Origin of the sequence: Arthrobacter horti, from assembly GCF_030731045.1 — a bacterium.
GTDB classification, from domain to species: Bacteria; Actinomycetota; Actinomycetes; order Actinomycetales; family Micrococcaceae; genus Arthrobacter_E; species Arthrobacter_E nanjingensis.
The window spans coordinates 284,208-300,765 of sequence record NZ_JAVALS010000002.1; the positions used below are offsets into that span (position 1 = coordinate 284,208).

Below are 16,558 nucleotides of genomic sequence, written 5' to 3' on the forward strand. Positions count from 1 at the left end.
AGAGGCATGACGAATCTCGAAGACGCTCTCGGCATGATGGATGCCCTGGCCGGTGACGAGGTGGCCGGCACGGTCCCGGTGAAGTCCGTTCTGGACGAGAAGATCCATGGGCACTTCGCCGGCGCGGTCGTTCGCAAGGACTTGGTGAAAGCGGTCCGCGGGAATGCAGTGGTGCCGTCATACGTACTGGAGTATCTCCTGGGCCAATATGCCGCATCAGACCACGAGGCGACGATCCAGGCCGGCATCGACAGTGTGCGGAAGATCCTGGCGACCCACTACGTCAACCGCAACGAGCACAAGTTCGTGAAATCGGAGATCCGCCGTAAAGGACGCCATCGTGTGATCGACAAGGTCACGGTGACGCTCAATGAGAAGGACGACGTTCACGAGGCGGACTTCGAGAACCTCCAGATCAAAGGCGTCGTCATTGACGATGCCACGGTCAACCGGAACCCTAAGCTTCTTGTCGGCGGCGTTTGGTGCATCTGTGACATCGAGTACTTCCATACTGACGACCCGCGCGCCGTGCCGTGGATTCTCGGCAGTTTGAAGCCCATCCAGGTAGCCGGCGTCGACATCGAGCACTTTTACGAAGCCCGCAAGTCGTTCACCACCGAGGAATGGATCGACCTGCTCGTGCAGTCGATCGGTCTCAACCCGGAGCAGTTCAACGACCGTGGCAAGCTCATCGCTCTGACCCGTCTGATCCCCTTCGTTGAGCGCAACTTCAACGTCGTCGAACTGGGGCCGAAGGGTACCGGCAAGTCGCATACGTTCAGTGAGTTCTCCCCGAATGGAATCCTGATCTCCGGCGGCGAGGTGACCGTCGCGAAGCTGTTCGTCAACAACGCGAGTGGCCGCATCGGCCTGGTCGGCTACTGGGATTGCGTTGCGTTCGACGAGTTCGCCGCTAACCGGCGCGCTGATCAGAACCTCGTCAACGTGATGAAGAACTACCTGGCGAACAAGTCGTTTTCGCGTGGCACGAGCATCTATGGAGCCGAGGCCTCGATGGCTTTCATCGGCAACACCACACATACCGTGCCGTACATGCTCAAGAACTCTGACCTTTTTGATGAGCTGCCGGAGGCATATCGCGACCCGGCTTGGCTCGACCGCATCCACCACTACATTCCGGGCTGGGAGGTGGCGCCGATCCGGTCTGAGATGTTCTCCTCCGGCTACGGATTCGTGGTCGACTACCTCGCCGAGATCCTGCGCGCGAAGCGAACCGAGGACTTCTCGGACAAGTACAAGGGCTACTTCACTCTGGACAACTCGATCTCAACCCGCGACCAGGACGGCATTCGCAAGACTTTCTCCGGACTGATGAAGCTGGTGCACCCAACAGGTGAAGCGGCTGAAGGGGAGATCCGAGCGCTGCTGGAGTTCGCCATCGAAGGGCGCAAGCGCGTCAAGGACTCGATCCTGCGGATCGACGCCACCATGCGTGACACTGCCGTGTACTTCCGGTACTCCGATAAGGCGGGCGTTTGGCATGAAGTCGCGACTCTCGAAGAGAGGCAATACCCGCAGCTCTACCGGCGAGCCTGGAGCGCGGTCCCGGGCTCCGGCGACGAGTCTGGCGTCGACGGTGTGGGTGAGTCGCCTTCTCCGACACCGGCGGTCGCTGAAAGGGCGAGGCACGCAGAACTATTCCAGGGGCACCGCGACTTCGTCGAGAACCAGCGAGGGATCTCCTTTGAAACGCTGCTGTTGCCCTACCTTGCGGGAGCAACGGAGATTGAACTGCACGATCCGTACATCCGCTTGGCGCACCAGGGCCGAAACCTGGTGGAGTTGCTTGCCTTGATCGCGGCAATGAAGGACCCGGCTGAGGAGATCACGTTCAAGCTGTTCACTGTGCTGGATGACGACCCAGATCACGAGAAGAAGCAACTGCAGATGTTGACTGCGATCGTCCAGGGAGCTGTCCAGCAAGGCATCAAGCTTGACGTCGCCAAGGACCCGGGTGGTCATGACCGATGGATCCGAACCGACACTGGCTGGCGCATCAACCTCGGGCGTGGCCTCGACATCTTCCAGAAGTCCGACGGCGGCTGGCTTGACTTCGGCAGCAGCCGGCAAGAGTTCCGCCAGGTGCGCGCCTTCGGGGTGACGTACATCAGGGAAGAGGATTAGCACTATGGCGACAAATCCACGGCCGTATTGGTCGGAGCGCATGGGACGGAGTCCGAGACATTCTGTCCTGAACGCCGAGCAGACTCGCCGCCTGTTCGCTTCATTGTGGAGTGAACTAGAGGCTATGGACCTCTTTCAACAAGCATTCGGCTACGATTGCGTAGACGAGGGATTCGTCCAAGGAACCCTCGGTCCAAGAGCATCAGATCGGATTTCAATTGTTTTGGGGTACGACGATGTCTGGCCGTTTAACGAGAGTCGAATTGCTAGTTGGTCTGACGACCAGTTATTCGACGTCATCGAGTTTCTTTACGACCATGTCAGTAAGGGCGACCGGATCGGCGGGTACTTGCATACCTTCAATGACTGTGGATGGCACTATCGCAAATTCGACGCTGAGCAAGGCAGGTCGGAATACAGAGGGCGTGTCAATGAAATCCTGTCTCGCGTGGAGGATGGGTTCGAATTGACTGCGGGGGGCCAGATCATGCGCCTGGCTCCTGAAGGTCTTGAGCCTTTGCTGCTGGAGGATGCACGGAACCTTGGTGAGTCGAACCAAGACCATGTGCGTTCCGCAATCCATAAGTTTCGCTCTCGGGCCTCCAGTTCGACTCAGCGCCGAGATGCAGTTCGGGACCTAGCTGATGTGCTCGAGAATATTCGCCCTGACGTCAAGGAGTATCTGTTTAGTGAGGACGAGCGAGCGTTATTCGAAATTGCAAACAAGTTCTGGATCCGACACAATAAGCCTGGCGAGCGCCGCGAGTATGATCACGAGGCGTGGTGGACTTGGCTTTTCTATCTTTACCTGGACTCTATTTCGCTGGTTGATCACCTCAAGGAGAAATCTGATCGTTTAGATGCGAGAGATTAATGTTTTGAGGTGTGTGCATGGATAATTTCGGTTGATTGTCTCGACCCTTTGCATACGGGCGGTGGGAGGACGTTCTCGCTCCGCTTCATCATCGTCGAGTGGGGCGATGTCCACCTCATTGGACATGGTGGCTTCCGCCGGCAACTGGCTTTCATCAAAGGAACCCAGGATCGCCTGGCTCCCGATCACGATCACACGGTCTTGGCGGATGATCTCAGTGGCCGCCCGGATGGCGTGCTCCAAGTCCTCACGTCGCAAGGGCTGCGGCCTTCTTAAGGGCGATGATCCGCTCCTGCTCGGACAATGCTCCGGCGAAAGGGCTCAGCTGTCTGAGCTCCATGCCGACTTCCGAGTCCTCCAGCATGGCCTCTTCGAGCTCGGCCAGAGGTCCATCGAGAAGCGCCACCCACTGGTCCACCCAGCCCTCGGCGAGTGATCCCCGCACCCTGCTCCGCAGGTTCTCCACCCCACCCCGCCCGATTTCCCTGACCGCGGCTTCGTCCTGGTCGAGTTTCTGCAGAAGTGCGATGTGCAACTCGTACGGGACCCGCTCGTGACGGTCCCGGAGCCGCGGTCTCCGATCACGGGCTGCTTTCAGGGAGGCCTGGACAACGGCTGCGCTGACACCCAGCCTTGCCGCGATGCCCCGGACTGACAGACCCAGGACATGCAGCGAGAACATCGCTTCCTGGCGCATCCGGGCAGCCCGGAGCTGGGCCTGACGGAGTCGCTCGCTCGTCTCGCCCAACTGGACGGCCTGCCGTTCAAGCCACAGGAAGTCGACGGATTCCATAACTGTATGGTACCCCCGTACAATCTGGGGTTTCCGGACCCCTTGACTTAACACGTTAGCCGTCGCTAACGTATTAACCATGCCGGATGCACTGGAAGTCGCAGCGGAGCCCACACGTCGCAGGCTCCTGCACCTCCTTGTCGCCGGCGAGCAGACCGTCACCGAACTCACGGAGCACTTCAGCGTCACCCGCTCCGCCATCTCCCAGCACCTGCTGCTCCTGGAAAGCGTGCGCCTCGTCGCCGCACGCAAGGACGGCAGGAGCCGCTACTACCGCCTGGACCCCTCCGGAATGGCCACGCTCCGCGCCCTCGTGGGGCAGTTCTGGAACGACGAACTGGACCTTCTGGCCCGGGACGCTCAACGCCTCGCCGACAGCAAAGACCCCCAACCCAAGGACACGCCATGAACTACACCAAGTCCCTCCACCTGCCCGTCACCCCGGACGAGGCGTTCGCCCTGGTCACCGAGCCGGAACGGCTCCGCCGCTGGCAGACCGTGGTGGCCCGCGTGGACCTCCGCCTCGGCGGCGAATACCGCTGGACCGTCACCCCCGGCCACCACGCCGTCGGCACCTTCCGCGAGATCGAGCCCGGCAAGCGCGTCGTCTTCGGCTTCGGCTGGGAGGGCGACGCCATGGGCCTGGCCCCGGATTCCTCCACCGTCACCGTCACGTTCACTCCGGCCGGCGAGGGCACCGATGTGCTCTTCGAGCACGACGGCCTCACCCCGGAGCAGGTCCCCGGCCACACCGAGGGCTGGGACCACTTCATGGAGCGCCTCGCGGCCGCAGCCGGCAGCGAGCTGGGCGCCGGCGCCGACCCCTGGTCCGCCTTCCCGCAGGACATGAGCCTGCTCAACTCCGCCGAGGCCTCCCTGGCCGTCCTCCTCGACGTGCTGCGCCGCGTCACCCCGGACGACCTGGACAAGCCCACCCCCTGCAGCGAATACACCGTCGCCCAGCTGACCGACCACCTCGCCGGCTCGCTCATCTCCATCGGCACGGCCGTCGGCGGCACACCGGTGGACCGCAAGGACGCCGGCCTCGAGGACCGCATCGCCGGCCTGTCCCAGACCGCCGTCGAAGCCTTCACCCACCGCGGCACCGACGGCACCGTGGACATCGCAGGCGGCATCCCCGCCGTCGTCGCCGGGCAGATCCTCAACATCGAGTTCCTGGTCCACGCCTGGGACTACGCCACGGCGTGCGGCCTGCCGCTGCAGGTCGCCGAGGAGCTGAGCGCCAACGTCGAGACCCTGGCCCGCCGCACCATTACCGACGGCGTCCGCCAGGGCGGCAGCTTCGCCGGCGAACTGAACGTCTCGGAGACGGCGGGCAGCCTCGAGCGGCTGATCGCCTTCACCGGTCGGCAGCCGGTCGCGTGAAATGTCCGACGACGGCGGTGACGGCGGCGCTGCGCGGCTCTAGGCTGGGTGCATGAGCACCTTCGCCGTCACCCGCAGCGCCTTCATCCCCGCAGCTCCTCAGGACGTGTTCGCCCACGTCAACGACTTCCACCAGTGGTCCGCCTGGTCCCCGTGGGAGAAGCTGGACGCGGACATGTCCAAGAGCTACAGCGGCCCGGAGTCCGGCCCCGGAGCGCACTACGAATGGGCCGGTAAGAAGGCCGGCACCGGCCACATGACCATCGAGGCCGCCACGGCGCCGGAAGGCTCCGAGGACGGTGCCGGCTCCATCGACATCGACCTGCACTTCCTCAAGCCCTTCAAGAACAACAACCACACCCTCTTCACCTTCGTCCCCGAACGCGACGGCACTAAGGTCACCTGGACCATGAGCGGCGAGAACAAGACCCTGTTCTCAAAAGCATTCGCCAAGCTGTTCAGCATGGACAAGATGGTGGGCAAGGACTTCGAGTCGGGCCTGTCGGCACTGCGGGACGTCGCCACGCGCGGATAGCCCAGAAGGCCCCCGCGAGAAGACAAAAGTTGCCGCTGACCAGCACGGTCAGCGGCAACTTTTGCACTCTCGCGAGGGGTTTTAGGAAGCCCCACCCTGCCAGAGCGCCGTGAACGGGGCGCCGGACGCCACGCGGTTCTCGATCCCGCGGGTCACGAACGCCTTCGCGGCACGCGCCGCCTCCAAGGGCGTGGCGCCCTTCGCCAGTTCGGCGGTCACCGCGGCGGCGAGTGAGCAGCCGGCGCCGGAGACGGCCACCTCGCCCACCTTCGGGGTGGAGAGAATCTCCAGCGTCTCGCCGTCGTAGAACACGTCCACGGCGTCCTCGCCGGCCAGGCGCACGCCGCCCTTCGCCAGCACGGCCGCTCCGCTGAGCTCGTGAATCTTCTTCGCGGCGGCCACCAGGTCTTCGACCGTGGAGATGCTCATGCCGGAGAGCGACTCGGACTCGAAGTGGTTCGGCGTCACGAACGTCGCCAGCGGCAGAATCTGAGCCTTGAGTGCCTGGTCCGTGTCCAGGGCGTGGCCCGGCTCCTGGCCCTTGCAGATCAGCACGGGGTCAAGCACGATGTTGCGGAATCCGCCGTCCTTCAGCGCGCCCTCCACGGTGGAGATGGTGGCCGGGCTGCCCAGCATGCCGATCTTCACGGTGTCCAGCACACTGTCAGCGCCCGACGCCGGCCCGTACGCCGCCGTCGTCGCCTCCAGCTGATCCGCGATCACCTGCTGGTCCACCGGCACGAAGCGGTGGTTCCAGCTGTTCTTCGGGTCGAAGGAGACGATGCAGGTCAGGTTCACGATCCCGAACACGCCCAGCTCCTGGAACGTTTTCAGATCGGCCTGTGCGCCCGCGCCGCCGGTGGCTTCGGAGCCGGCGATGGTCAGGGCGATGGCAGGGGAAACGGTGGTGGTCATGCCACCATCCTGCCACCGCTCGACGCCGGCCGGTCACCCGGCGCTGTTCAGCTCCGGGTGCGCCGTGAGGAAGTCGCGGTAGCTGCTGAGGGTTTGCAGGCTGGAGGAGTACCCCAGGTCGAGCGGGGATACCGAGTAATCGCCCGTGGAGGACGTGACCCTGATTTCAAGCCGGGCCTCCGGATCGCCCGCGGCGGCGTTCACGATCGCGGGGAACGCCTTTTTGAGCAGCGCGAGCATTGCAGTCCGGTCATCGGTGTCCGCCGTGATGAACACGTCTCCGGTGCGTCCCATCCCGGCGTTCGATTTGTAGCTGCTGTCGACGCTTTGGACATGTGTGATGGACGTGACGGCGCCCTTGTATTTCTCAGCGTAGGAGGCGTCGTCGTTCTTGCTGTTTCCCGTACAGGCACTCAGGAGGGCGGCGAGAATTCCCATCAGCAGGACCACTTTCAGTGTGCGCATGAGCAGTTCACATCTTTCGTCCGACGTCGGAGGTCGTTGCCGTCACCTGATTCGGATCATTCGTGATGAACCGCTGCATGGACGCGTCATTCTGGTAGTTCGCGAGCGGCGCCACGTTCATGTGATCCGCCACCGATCGCGCGTAGTTGTTGAAATCATGGTTTCCCGCCGCGTCCAGGGCCCCGACTCCTGGGGGATCGGGCAGGGTCACCACGGTTCCATTATTGTCCCGTGCCCACGGCATGATCCCGAAGGGTCCAGGTCCCGGCTTCGCGTTGCCAAGGTCCAGCCTCGGAACGACGTCGGTGGCATGCTGGATCTCCAGCGTGTGAATGCCGTCCGGGATGTGAGTCGAATCCACCGGCGATCCGTAGGTCATCACGTTGGTGACATTGAAGCGGTCCCGGAATTCGGAATCCGAGGCCAGCGCAGCGGCCGTCATGCCGCCCTGGGAATGGCCCACGAGCATCACCGGTGCGTCGGCGGGGATCCCGGCCTTCTCCATCGCCCGCTCGACGGCCTGGCTCATGGTGGACATGCCACCCGACGCCGTGACCAGGTTGCCCGTGAGGTCCATGGGGGTGGAACCGCTCAACGGGTTCCACGTCTGTGTGCCCGGAATGCTGACGATGTAGGCGGGCCCGTTCCCGTCATGCTTGTCCACGGCGGTGATGCGGACGGCGTTGTCCGGAGTGCCTGGGCGCCCGCTGTCCTGGTAGGCGGCGGATACCCCGCTCATGATGTTCGACAGGCTGTTCGGCACAGGGGTGTCGTCGTATCCCTTGACCGAATTGTGCATCCCGGCCACACCGACGTGATGCGGATCGCCGGCGGCCGGTGTCCCGTCATCGAAGATGTGCGGATTGACCAGACCGTCCGTCAGGCCGGTGACGCCCAGATTGATCGACGATCCGAGCAGATTCAATCCACCGGCCACCAGCTGGGTGATCGAGGGCGGTTCACCGTGGATCAGCGCGTCGAGGCCCATGCGCCCGAAGTTCCCGAGCGCATCCAGCTCCTCCCGGCCGGCGCCCAGGAGGTTGTGCAGCGGAGAGCGTTCGTCGTTCAGGAGCCAGCCACCGGCGCCGGTGAGCCAGCCGGGCAAGCCTCCGTGATGACCGCCGGAACCGCCGGAAGTCCCGCCGCCGGATTGGCTGGCTTGCTCCTGTTGCCGGACCTGTTCTTTCATGGTCCGCGACGCCTGGTGCAGGGCGTTCGACGCCGAAAGCAGGGTCTGCCGGTGACCGTTCCAGTCCCGCTTGAATCCTTGCGCGTCCGGGCCGTCCCACGGGCTCGAGGACAGCAGCGAGCTGAGTTCCTTGCTCAGCTGCATGAGTGTGTCCGCACCCTGGTCCAGCTTCTTCCCCAGGGCCTTGCCCTGCTCGACGTCCATCCCATAGATGCTCATGCGCCCACCCCCGCCGTGGCGGCGCCGCGGAGGAAGTCCCACGCTCCCAGCACATCCCATACCAGCTCCCGGGCGATCGCGCCAGGCTCGCGGGGGAGGAGCACGACGCCGGCCGGCTCACCTTCCGCGCTGGTCACGCCGTCCGCGTGGGGCACCGTCTTCACCTCGGCCAGGCGGTCGGTGAGGATCCAGAGGTGGGAACTCTGCGAGCTTGCCGTGCTGACGGCGGTCTGAACCGTGGCGCGGCCCGTGGCATCCAGCTCCGCCGCCATCGCGGGAGAGACCGCGATGCGTTCCTCGGTGCCGAGGGCCGGCATCGCGGTGGACGTCAGCTCGGGCAGCTCCGGCATGGAGCGGGACACCACCTCCCACAGCGCGTCCTGCGGGAACAGGGCCACGGTCATCCGCTCGGCGATGCCGTCCACGGCGATCTCCCCGCCGGCTTCCGCATGGACGCTCCGGGCGGTGGTGCGGGCCAGGCCGCGCCCCTCGAACAAGCCGATGTCGCAGTGCGAGGAGACGCCGCCCGTGCGCGTCACGACGCTCGCGGTGACCGGAGCTTCGGAGGCGCGGCGGATGGTGTCCCGCCAGTCCTCGGTGAGCGCGCCGTCGTCGTCGGTCAGGCCCAGTGCGCGGAGCTCCTGCTCCAGTGCTGGGAGGGAGTCCGCGGGCAGTCCGGCGGGGGCTTCCGAGGGCCCGCCGGCCTTCGACACGGCGAGGGCCCAGCTCAGGATGTTCATTTCGATGGATATTTCAGGCTGCAGGGCGGCCATGGTGTCTCCGTCAGGGGTGCGAGGTGGTGGTGAGTGCTGGCCTCACCGTATCCCGGGGCCGTCTCCGCCGCCATGGGCAGGGGTGCCCATGGGGATGACCGTGAAACAATGGTGGGCGGCGAAACCGAGACGGTCGCCGAGCTAGTGCTAATACAGCGGGGCTTCACGGCCCTGGCGAACCACTATTGGAATGAGATCCCCATGAGCGCGAACGCGCAGGCCACTGTGGCCACGGGCAAGGCCCGGTACGCATCCATCGGCAGCCCCTTCTTCGGCATCCTGCTCGCGATCATGGCGGTGATCGTCATCCTGTCCAATATCGGCGCGTCCAAGGGCGTGGTCTTCGGCCCGATCGTCACCGATGGCGGCTTCTTCCTCTTCCCGCTCGCCTACGTCCTGGGCGATGTGATCTCCGAGGTCTACGGCTTCAAGGTGGCCCGCAAGGCCATCATCACCACCTTCGTCATCTCGGTCTTCGCCTCCCTGAGCTACTGGGTGATCATCGCTCTGCCGGGCTTCGACGACGACTACGGCCGTGCCAAGCAGGCCGCACTGGAAGGCGCGCTCGGCCCGGTCCCGCAGATCGTCCTGGCCTCCCTGGTGGCCTTCCTGGCCGGCCAGACCATCAACTCCTGGATCCTGGTGAGGATGAAGGCGCGCTCCGGGGAGAAGACCCTGTGGGCGCGCCTGATGGGCTCTTCCGGCGTGGGCGAGTTCGTGGACACGCTCATCTTCTGCTCCATCGCCGCGCCGGTCATCGGCATCACGGACGCACCCACCTTCATCAACTACGTACTGGTGGGCTTCCTCTACAAGACCCTGGTGGAGTACGCATTGATTCCGGTCACGGCCCTGGTCATCCGCGCGATCAAGCGTCGCGAACCGAGCTACGGCGCCTGAGCCCCGGGGAGCGGGTGCTGTGAATACCGGCCGCCCGGTATGATCCATTCGGTGGAAGTAAGCCCGTGGCACATATCCGGGCCCGCCGCATCGCCCGCTCCCCGAAAGGCCCCTCATGAGCAACCCGTATCCTCCCGCCGGCGAGCCCGGCAGCACCTCGGTCCCGCCGGTTCCCCCTGTCCCGCCTGCTCCGTACGGCGCACCGCAGGCCGCGACTCCGCCGTACGGAGCCCCGACGCAGTACGGAGCCCCCACCCAGTACGGAGCCCCCACCCAGTTCGCGCCGTCGGCCCCTGAGGCCGAGGGCTCCAAGTCGTTCGTGGTCACGTGGATCCTCGCCCTCCTGCTCGGCAGCCTCGGCATCGACCGCTTCTACCTCGGCAAGATCGGGACCGGCATCGTCAAGCTGGTGACCGCCGGCGGCTTCGGCATCTGGTCCCTGATCGACCTGATTCTGGTCCTTCTCGGCAAGCAGCGTGACAAGCAGGGCTTCGCGCTCCGCGGCTACCAGCAGCACAAGGCCGTGGCGCTGATCGTGTCCATCGTGTGGGTGATCCTCGGCGGTGTCGGCGGAATTGTGGCCGGTGCCACGGCTTCGTCGATCGCGCTCCAGACGGCGGCCGGGATCCAGAAGCCCATCGACACCACCTCCACGGACGGCGCCACGGATGGCGCCTCCACCGGCACGGGCAGCCAGGCTGACGGTGGGTCCTCCACCACGGTGAAGCAGGGCAGTCCGATCCCGCTGGACATGGGCGACGGCAAGAAGGCCGAGCTGACCATCAATGGCATGAAGTTCGTGAAGTCGATCGATTCCGTGGACGCGTTCAACGGCGGCTACCTGATCATGGACGTGACCTGGAAGAGCGTCGCGGGCGCCACCGATCCCCAGCCCACCCTCGGTTTCCAGGCCAAGGACAGCGCCGGGCACACGACGTTCGCGCAGCACCTCGACGATTCGGTCCTGAAGGACGGCGCCGTGCCGGAAGGCCAGGAGGTCAAGGGCTACGTGGTGTTCGACATCGCCCCGGGCAAGACCGCGATCACGGTCAAGGACAGCAGCTTCGCCAAGGACGCACTGACGCTGTACGTCAACGCAGGCTGACCGCTCAGCAAGCGCGCGACGGCGGTGGGTCACCTTCCCAGGTGGCCCACCGCCGTCGTCGTTCCGTCAGTCCGCGCCGTCAGCGTCCGCGTGAACAATATGACCAATACCTCTCCGCCGCGGGAGGTGCGCCGGTAGCGTGGCCCGCGGCTGTGGCACATCGGTGCGCCGCGGGGAAGAGGTGGAGGAATGTCCGGAACGCGCGTCACCGCCCCGGCGAAGCAGCCCACCATGGGCCGCGCCGTCGCGAACATCCTGAAGGGCTCGGCGGGCAACCTGATCGAGTGGTACGACCTCTACGTCTACGCCGCCTTCTCCTCCTACTTCGCGAGCTCGTTCTTCAACGGCAAGGACCCCGTCCAGGCGCAGATCGACGCCTACCTGACCTTCGCCCTGACCTTCCTCATGCGGCCGGTGGGCTCCTGGTTCTTCGGCCGCTACGCAGACCGGAAGGGCCGCCGCGCCGCGCTCACTCTGTCTGTCAGCCTCATGGGCCTGGGGTCCCTGATGGTCGCTGCGCTGCCCACCGCCGCGCAGATCGGCGTCTGGGCCACCGTCCTGATGTACGCCTCGCGGCTCCTCCAGGGCTTCTCAGTGGGCGGCGAGTACGGTACCAGCGCCACCTACATGAGTGAGGCGGCGGTCAGCGGCAAGCGCGGATTCTTCTCCAGCTTCCAGTACGTGACCTTGGTGGGCGGGCAGGTCCTGGCCCTGCTGACCCTCGTGATCCTGCAGCAGACCCTGGGCGAGGCTGAGCTGAAGGCCTGGGGCTGGCGCATCCCATTCGTGATCGGGGCCGTGGCGTCCCTAGTGGTGCTCTGGCTGCGGCGCACCATGGACGAGACCATCACCAGCGAACAGCGCGCCGCCACGCAGGCCCCCGGCGATGCCCAGCCCGGCACCCTGAAGCTCCTGTTCACCAAGCACTGGAAGCAGTTCCTGGTGGTGGTGTTCTTCACCATGGGCGGCACCTGTGCGTTCTACCTGTACACGACGTACATCCTCAGCTACATGAACAACGTCTCCCACATCCCGAAGGCGCAGACCTCCGTGATCAACTTCTGGGCGCTGCTGCTGTTCATGCTGATCCAGCCGCTGTTCGGGCTGCTGTCCGACCGGATCGGCCGCCGGACCCTGCTGATCGTCTTCGGCGTCCTGGGCACGGTGTTCACCTGGCCCATCATGTCCACGCTGGCCACCGTGCGGGACCCGTTCCCGGCCTTCCTGCTCATGGTGGCGGCGCTGCTGATCGTGGTGAACTACACCTCGGTCAACGCGATCATGAAGGCCGAACTGTTCCCGTCCTCGGTCCGTGCGCTCGGCGTGGGGCTGGGGTATGCGGTGGCGAACTCGCTGTTCGGCGGCACCACCCCGCTGATCGGGGAGTGGCTCTCCTCCGCCGGGCACAAGGAATGGCTCTTCACCTACGTGACCATCACCATCGCCCTGTCCCTGGTGGTGTACATCTTCTTCCTGCCGAAGGACCGGCCGGAAGACCTCGACTGACGCAGTCACCCCCCAGACGGCGTTCAGACGACGACGGCGTGTGGCGCTCAGGTGCGCAGACCTCCCCCCGGTCTATCGGCACCAGAGTGGCCGCGCGCCGTCGTCGTATCCGTGCTCTCCCAACTGGTCGGGAGTATCTGTTGCTTTGGCGCCGTTAGAACGACAGATGGTCCCGACCAGTTGGAGGGCGCCGCGCGTTCAGGCCGAGTAGTAGCGGCCCAGCGCCTCTTCCTTGTACGCCGCGAAGTCGCCGGCCTCCATGGCCAGGCGGGCGTCGTCCACGAGCTTGACGATGAAGCGCTCGTTGTGGATGGAGACCAGCGTGGCGGCCACCATCTCCTTGGCCTTGAACAGGTGGTGGATGTACGCGCGCGTGTAGTTGGCGCAGGCGTAGCAGTCACAGCCGTCGAAGAGCGGGCCGAAGTCCGTCTTGTACTTGCGGCCGGAGAGGTTGAATCGGCCGTCCGGCGTGTAGAACGCGGAGTTGCGGGCCACGCGGGTGGGGGAGACGCAGTCGAAGGTGTCCGCGCCGTTCTCGATGGCCGTGAAGATGTCATCCGGCTCGGAGATGCCCAGCAGGTGCCGCGGCTTGTCCTCCGGAAGCTCCTCCGCGCACCAGCCGATGATCGTCCCCAGGTTCTCCTTCTCCAGCGCGCCGCCCAGGCCGAAGCCGTCGAAGTTCATGGCGCCGAGGTCCTGGCACGCCTTGCGGCGGAGGTCCTCGTAGTGAGCGCCCTGGATGACGCCGAACAGCGCCTGGTACGGCTTGCCGACGCGCTCGTCGGTGAGCCGGAAGTGCTCGGTGACGCAGCGCTCGGCCCATCGGCGGGTGCGCTCCAGGGATTCCTCCTGATAGGCGCGGGAGTTCTGCAGGGTGGTCAGCTCGTCGAAGGCGAACATGATGTCCGCGCCGATCCGGTGCTGCACCTGCATGGAGATCTCCGGGGTGAAGCGGTGCTTGTCCCCGTTGAGGTGGCTCTTGAACCACACGCCGTCCTCGTCCACATGGGCCAGGCGCTCCTTGCCGGGTGCCACGGCGTCATCCGGGCCGGAGTTGTCCACCACGTCCATGTTGATGACCTTCTTGAAGCCGGATCCCAGGCTCATGACCTGGAATCCGCCGGAATCGGTGAAGGTGGGGCCCTGCCAGTTCATGAAGCGGCCCAGTCCGCCCGCGGCGTCCAGGATCTCCGGGCCGGGCTGGAGGTAGAGGTGGTAGGCGTTGGAGAGCAAGGCCTGGGCGCCGAGCTCCTTCATGGACTCGGGCAGCACGGCCTTGACGGTTGCCTTGGTCCCGACGGCGATGAACGCCGGCGTCTGGATGTCACCGTGCGGGGTGCGGATGACGCCGGTGCGGCCGTGCTTGCCGGGTTCCGTGTCCTCGAGGCGGGTGCCGACCGTGAAGCCGAACTCCTCCTGGCGGGCGGGATCGCCCAGCGTTGCGGCGGGCTCGGTCAGGGTTTCACTTGTGGAAGGCACCCTGTCATTCTGCCAAATGTGCGGGGCAGGAATTAATGTCGGACCCCTCTGGAAGAGTGGGGTCATGGAGGCGGAGAGCAGCACCGAAGGGGTTCCGGGGGCCGGGCAGGTGCCCGGGGTTCTGGGTGCGCTTGACTCCCTGACGTCTGCGATCGTGGCGGCGGACCGGGGGATCGCGCAGTTGCAGGCGGGCCGGGAGCTGCTGCTGGCCATGGCTGTGGAACTCTCCCACGGACTGATCGACGACGACGCGGCTGGGCCGGGTGTGCCGGCTGATGAGGGCTTGTGGGAGGCGCGGGCGGTGGAGTTGGCGGAGCGTTCGGTCGCGGCGGAGATCGCCACCGCGACCCGCACCAGCGACCGGTCCATCCAGCACCAGATGGGTGCCGCCGTGGAGCTCGTGGAACGCTTCCCGGCCACCCTTCAGGCCTTCACGGAGGGGCGGATCAGTGCGGCGCATGTGCGGGTCATCCGGGACGCCGGGACCGTGATCGAGAACCCCACGGCACGGGCCCGGGAAGCCGAAAAAGCCGAACCCGAACCCCTGGCAGTCCGCCACGACCGAGCCTGCCAGGAACGGCGGGTCTGGCTGAACCCACTCCCGGACGGGATGGCCGAACTCGGGGCCGTGCTGCCCGCCACCCTCGCCCACGGGGTGTTCGGACGGCTGACCAGCCTGGCCAAGGGTTGTGAACAGTCCCCGGATACCCGATCGGCCAGTGCCACGGGGGCGAGCGAGCCTTCGATCGCCTCAGGGGACGGGCCCCAGGAAACCCGGACGCGGGATCAGCTCCGTGCCGACCTCCTCGCGGACCTGCTCTTGCATGGTGCCCCGAGCGGTCACGACGCCTCGGACGGGCTCCTGGCCGGGATCAGCGCCCGGGTCGAGGTCACCGTCCCGGTGCTGACCCTGATCGGTGACGAGACTCATGAGCCGGTCGCGGCGGAGCTGAACGGCCGCCACCCCATCGACCCGCACACCGCACGCCTCCTGGCCGGTGGTGTGTCGGCGTGGAACCGGGTCCTGACCGACCCGATCACGGGGGTGGTGTTGGCCGTGGACCGGTACCGGCCCGGTGAAGACCTCAAACGGCTCCTGCACGCCCGGGACTCCCGCTGCCGTTTCCCCGGCTGCAACCTCCCCGCCGCGGAACTGGACCTGGACCACACCCGGGACGCCGCCCACGGCGGCCCCACCACCCTGAGCAACCTCGCCGGACTCTGCCGACGCCACCACGTCCTGAAACACCACACCCGCTGGACCGTGAAACAAGCAGGACCGCCACCCGGACCCAACTCCGGTGCCAGGATGAGGACCAGCCGGACCGGCACCGGCGCTGCCACCGGCGTCCTCGAATGGAGCAGCCCAACCGGCCGCACACACCTCGACCATCCACCGATACCGGCAACCACTCGGTTTCGGGTGGAAGTCACCCCTGCGCCCAGCCACTCGGGATCCGCAGACTGCGATTCCGACCCGCCGCCCTTCTGAGATTCGCCGATGTCCCGGGCTCTTCGTCACGGACCCGGGGCTCGCCTTTTCAGGCTTCCCCGGTCACCCGAGGCTGCCGTGTCTTGCGCGGCAGCGGGTACATGTCGCCCACCGCCGACGTCGGGCGCTCCCACAGGCCCTCGACCGCGGTGGCGCCATGGCGACCCGCCAGCGCGATCACGATCTCCGCGCACACCCGGGCGTCGTCCCCGGCATCGTGGTGCCGGAAACCGGAGACACCCAGTTCGGCGGCCACGATCGGCAGCTTGTACTTCGGCAGGTCCAGCAGTCGCTGTGCCAGCCGGAAGGAACAGTACACCTCCCGTCCCGGGAACGGATGACCGGTATGTTCGCCCGCCTTCCGGATGACTGAAGCGTCGAAAGCCGCATTGTGGGCCACCAGATGATCGCCTCCGACGTAGGAGGCGATCTGCTCCGCCGACTCTTCCCACCCCGGTGCCGTGGCGACGTCGACGGCCCGGATGCCATGGATCGCTGTGTTGAACGAATCGAACCAACGCACCGGTTCCGGAGGGGCGATGAGCCAGGACGTCGTGTCCACCACCGCTCCGCCGATGACCTTGGCCAGCCCGACCGCGCACACGGACCCTCGGTCCGAGTTGGCCGTCTCAAAATCGATGGCGGTGAAGTCCAGGCCGGACGCAGGGACGGATGCGAGAGAAGCGATGTTGTTCATGATCCCTCCCATCATGACGTGAACCGGGAGCGGCAATGAAGTTCCGCGCCGGCCCACGGCCCGGAGAATTGCACAATGCGCGCCA

At 65.7% G+C, this 16,558-nt stretch carries 16 protein-coding genes; 9 read left to right on the forward strand and 7 right to left on the reverse strand.

All coding sequences use genetic code 11. The features are described from left to right. Nucleotides 1-6: 6 nt before the first annotated feature. Together brxL and Q9R02_RS05180 are read left to right on the forward strand one after the other, a co-directional pair. A complete protein-coding gene (gene brxL, locus Q9R02_RS05175; RefSeq protein WP_305995587.1) occupies nucleotides 7-2,145 on the forward strand; it encodes a BREX system Lon protease-like protein BrxL in 2,139 nt (712 codons plus the stop codon). Between the two features lie 4 nt (nucleotides 2,146-2,149). Continuing rightward, complete coding sequence (locus Q9R02_RS05180) at nucleotides 2,150-3,019, forward strand: hypothetical protein (protein WP_305995588.1); 870 nt, start codon at nucleotides 2,150-2,152, stop codon at nucleotides 3,017-3,019. A gap of 247 nt (nucleotides 3,020-3,266) precedes the next feature. Here the strand turns inward: Q9R02_RS05180 and Q9R02_RS05185 are convergent, their stop codons facing one another. After that, the gene (locus Q9R02_RS05185) at nucleotides 3,267-3,812 is read right to left on the reverse strand and encodes a hypothetical protein (protein ID WP_305995589.1); all 546 of its coding nucleotides are present in this window, start codon (nucleotides 3,810-3,812) and stop codon (nucleotides 3,267-3,269) included. Nucleotides 3,813-3,891: 79 nt separating this feature from the next. On the opposite strand from Q9R02_RS05185, the gene Q9R02_RS05190 reads away from it, so the two are divergent. From Q9R02_RS05190 to Q9R02_RS05200, 3 genes are read left to right on the forward strand one after another with little or no spacing between them, the layout of a single operon-like run. Then, the gene (locus tag Q9R02_RS05190) at nucleotides 3,892-4,221 is read left to right on the forward strand and encodes an ArsR/SmtB family transcription factor (RefSeq protein WP_305995590.1); all 330 of its coding nucleotides are present in this window, start codon (nucleotides 3,892-3,894) and stop codon (nucleotides 4,219-4,221) included. Further along, nucleotides 4,218-5,198, forward strand: coding sequence for a TIGR03086 family metal-binding protein (locus tag Q9R02_RS05195; RefSeq protein ID WP_305995591.1), 981 nt, complete (start codon nucleotides 4,218-4,220; stop codon nucleotides 5,196-5,198). The genes Q9R02_RS05190 and Q9R02_RS05195 overlap by 4 nt, the downstream gene beginning before the upstream one ends. 52 nt (nucleotides 5,199-5,250) lie before the next feature. Then, the gene (locus tag Q9R02_RS05200; protein WP_305995592.1) at nucleotides 5,251-5,733 is read left to right on the forward strand and encodes an SRPBCC family protein; all 483 of its coding nucleotides are present in this window, start codon (nucleotides 5,251-5,253) and stop codon (nucleotides 5,731-5,733) included. 81 nt (nucleotides 5,734-5,814) lie between these two features. On the opposite strand, the gene Q9R02_RS05205 is transcribed toward Q9R02_RS05200, so the two are convergent. From Q9R02_RS05205 to Q9R02_RS05220, 4 genes are read right to left on the reverse strand one after another with little or no spacing between them, the layout of a single operon-like run. Then, nucleotides 5,815-6,648, reverse strand: a complete 834-nt coding sequence (locus Q9R02_RS05205; RefSeq protein WP_305995593.1) for a hydroxymethylpyrimidine/phosphomethylpyrimidine kinase — start codon at nucleotides 6,646-6,648, stop codon at nucleotides 5,815-5,817. 33 nt (nucleotides 6,649-6,681) lie between these two features. Then, a complete protein-coding gene (locus Q9R02_RS05210) occupies nucleotides 6,682-7,113 on the reverse strand; it encodes a hypothetical protein (protein ID WP_305995594.1) in 432 nt (143 codons plus the stop codon). A 7-nt stretch (nucleotides 7,114-7,120) separates the two neighbouring features. After that, a complete protein-coding gene (locus Q9R02_RS05215) occupies nucleotides 7,121-8,521 on the reverse strand; it encodes a PGAP1-like alpha/beta domain-containing protein (protein WP_305995595.1) in 1,401 nt (466 codons plus the stop codon). Then, complete coding sequence (locus Q9R02_RS05220) at nucleotides 8,518-9,294, reverse strand: hypothetical protein (protein ID WP_305995596.1); 777 nt, start codon at nucleotides 9,292-9,294, stop codon at nucleotides 8,518-8,520. The genes Q9R02_RS05215 and Q9R02_RS05220 overlap by 4 nt, the downstream gene beginning before the upstream one ends. A gap of 201 nt (nucleotides 9,295-9,495) precedes the next feature. Here Q9R02_RS05220 and Q9R02_RS05225 point away from each other — a divergent pair, with 201 nt between their 5' ends. The 3 genes from Q9R02_RS05225 to Q9R02_RS05235 all read left to right on the forward strand — a co-directional run bounded on the left by Q9R02_RS05225 (nucleotide 9,496) and on the right by Q9R02_RS05235 (nucleotide 12,805). Then, on the forward strand, nucleotides 9,496-10,194 hold the full coding sequence (locus tag Q9R02_RS05225; RefSeq protein WP_305995597.1) for a queuosine precursor transporter: 699 nt from the start codon (nucleotides 9,496-9,498) through the stop codon (nucleotides 10,192-10,194). Between the two features lie 115 nt (nucleotides 10,195-10,309). Further along, complete coding sequence (locus tag Q9R02_RS05230; RefSeq protein ID WP_305995598.1) at nucleotides 10,310-11,299, forward strand: NINE protein; 990 nt, start codon at nucleotides 10,310-10,312, stop codon at nucleotides 11,297-11,299. Nucleotides 11,300-11,488: 189 nt separating this feature from the next. After that, nucleotides 11,489-12,805: an MFS transporter gene (locus Q9R02_RS05235; RefSeq protein ID WP_305995599.1), complete on the forward strand. Its 1,317-nt coding sequence runs from the start codon at nucleotides 11,489-11,491 to the stop codon at nucleotides 12,803-12,805. Nucleotides 12,806-13,003: 198 nt separating this feature from the next. Here Q9R02_RS05235 and tgt read toward each other — a convergent pair whose 3' ends face one another. Continuing rightward, entirely contained in the window at nucleotides 13,004-14,284 is a 1,281-nt protein-coding gene (gene tgt / locus Q9R02_RS05240; RefSeq protein ID WP_305995600.1) for a tRNA guanosine(34) transglycosylase Tgt, read from the reverse strand. 64 nt (nucleotides 14,285-14,348) lie between these two features. Here tgt and Q9R02_RS05245 point away from each other — a divergent pair, with 64 nt between their 5' ends. Continuing rightward, nucleotides 14,349-15,776: an HNH endonuclease signature motif containing protein gene (locus Q9R02_RS05245; protein ID WP_305995601.1), complete on the forward strand. Its 1,428-nt coding sequence runs from the start codon at nucleotides 14,349-14,351 to the stop codon at nucleotides 15,774-15,776. 49 nt (nucleotides 15,777-15,825) lie between these two features. On the opposite strand, the gene Q9R02_RS05250 is transcribed toward Q9R02_RS05245, so the two are convergent. Continuing rightward, nucleotides 15,826-16,473, reverse strand: a complete 648-nt coding sequence (locus Q9R02_RS05250) for a 3'-5' exonuclease (protein ID WP_305995602.1) — start codon at nucleotides 16,471-16,473, stop codon at nucleotides 15,826-15,828. Between the last annotated feature and the right edge of the window lie 85 nt (nucleotides 16,474-16,558).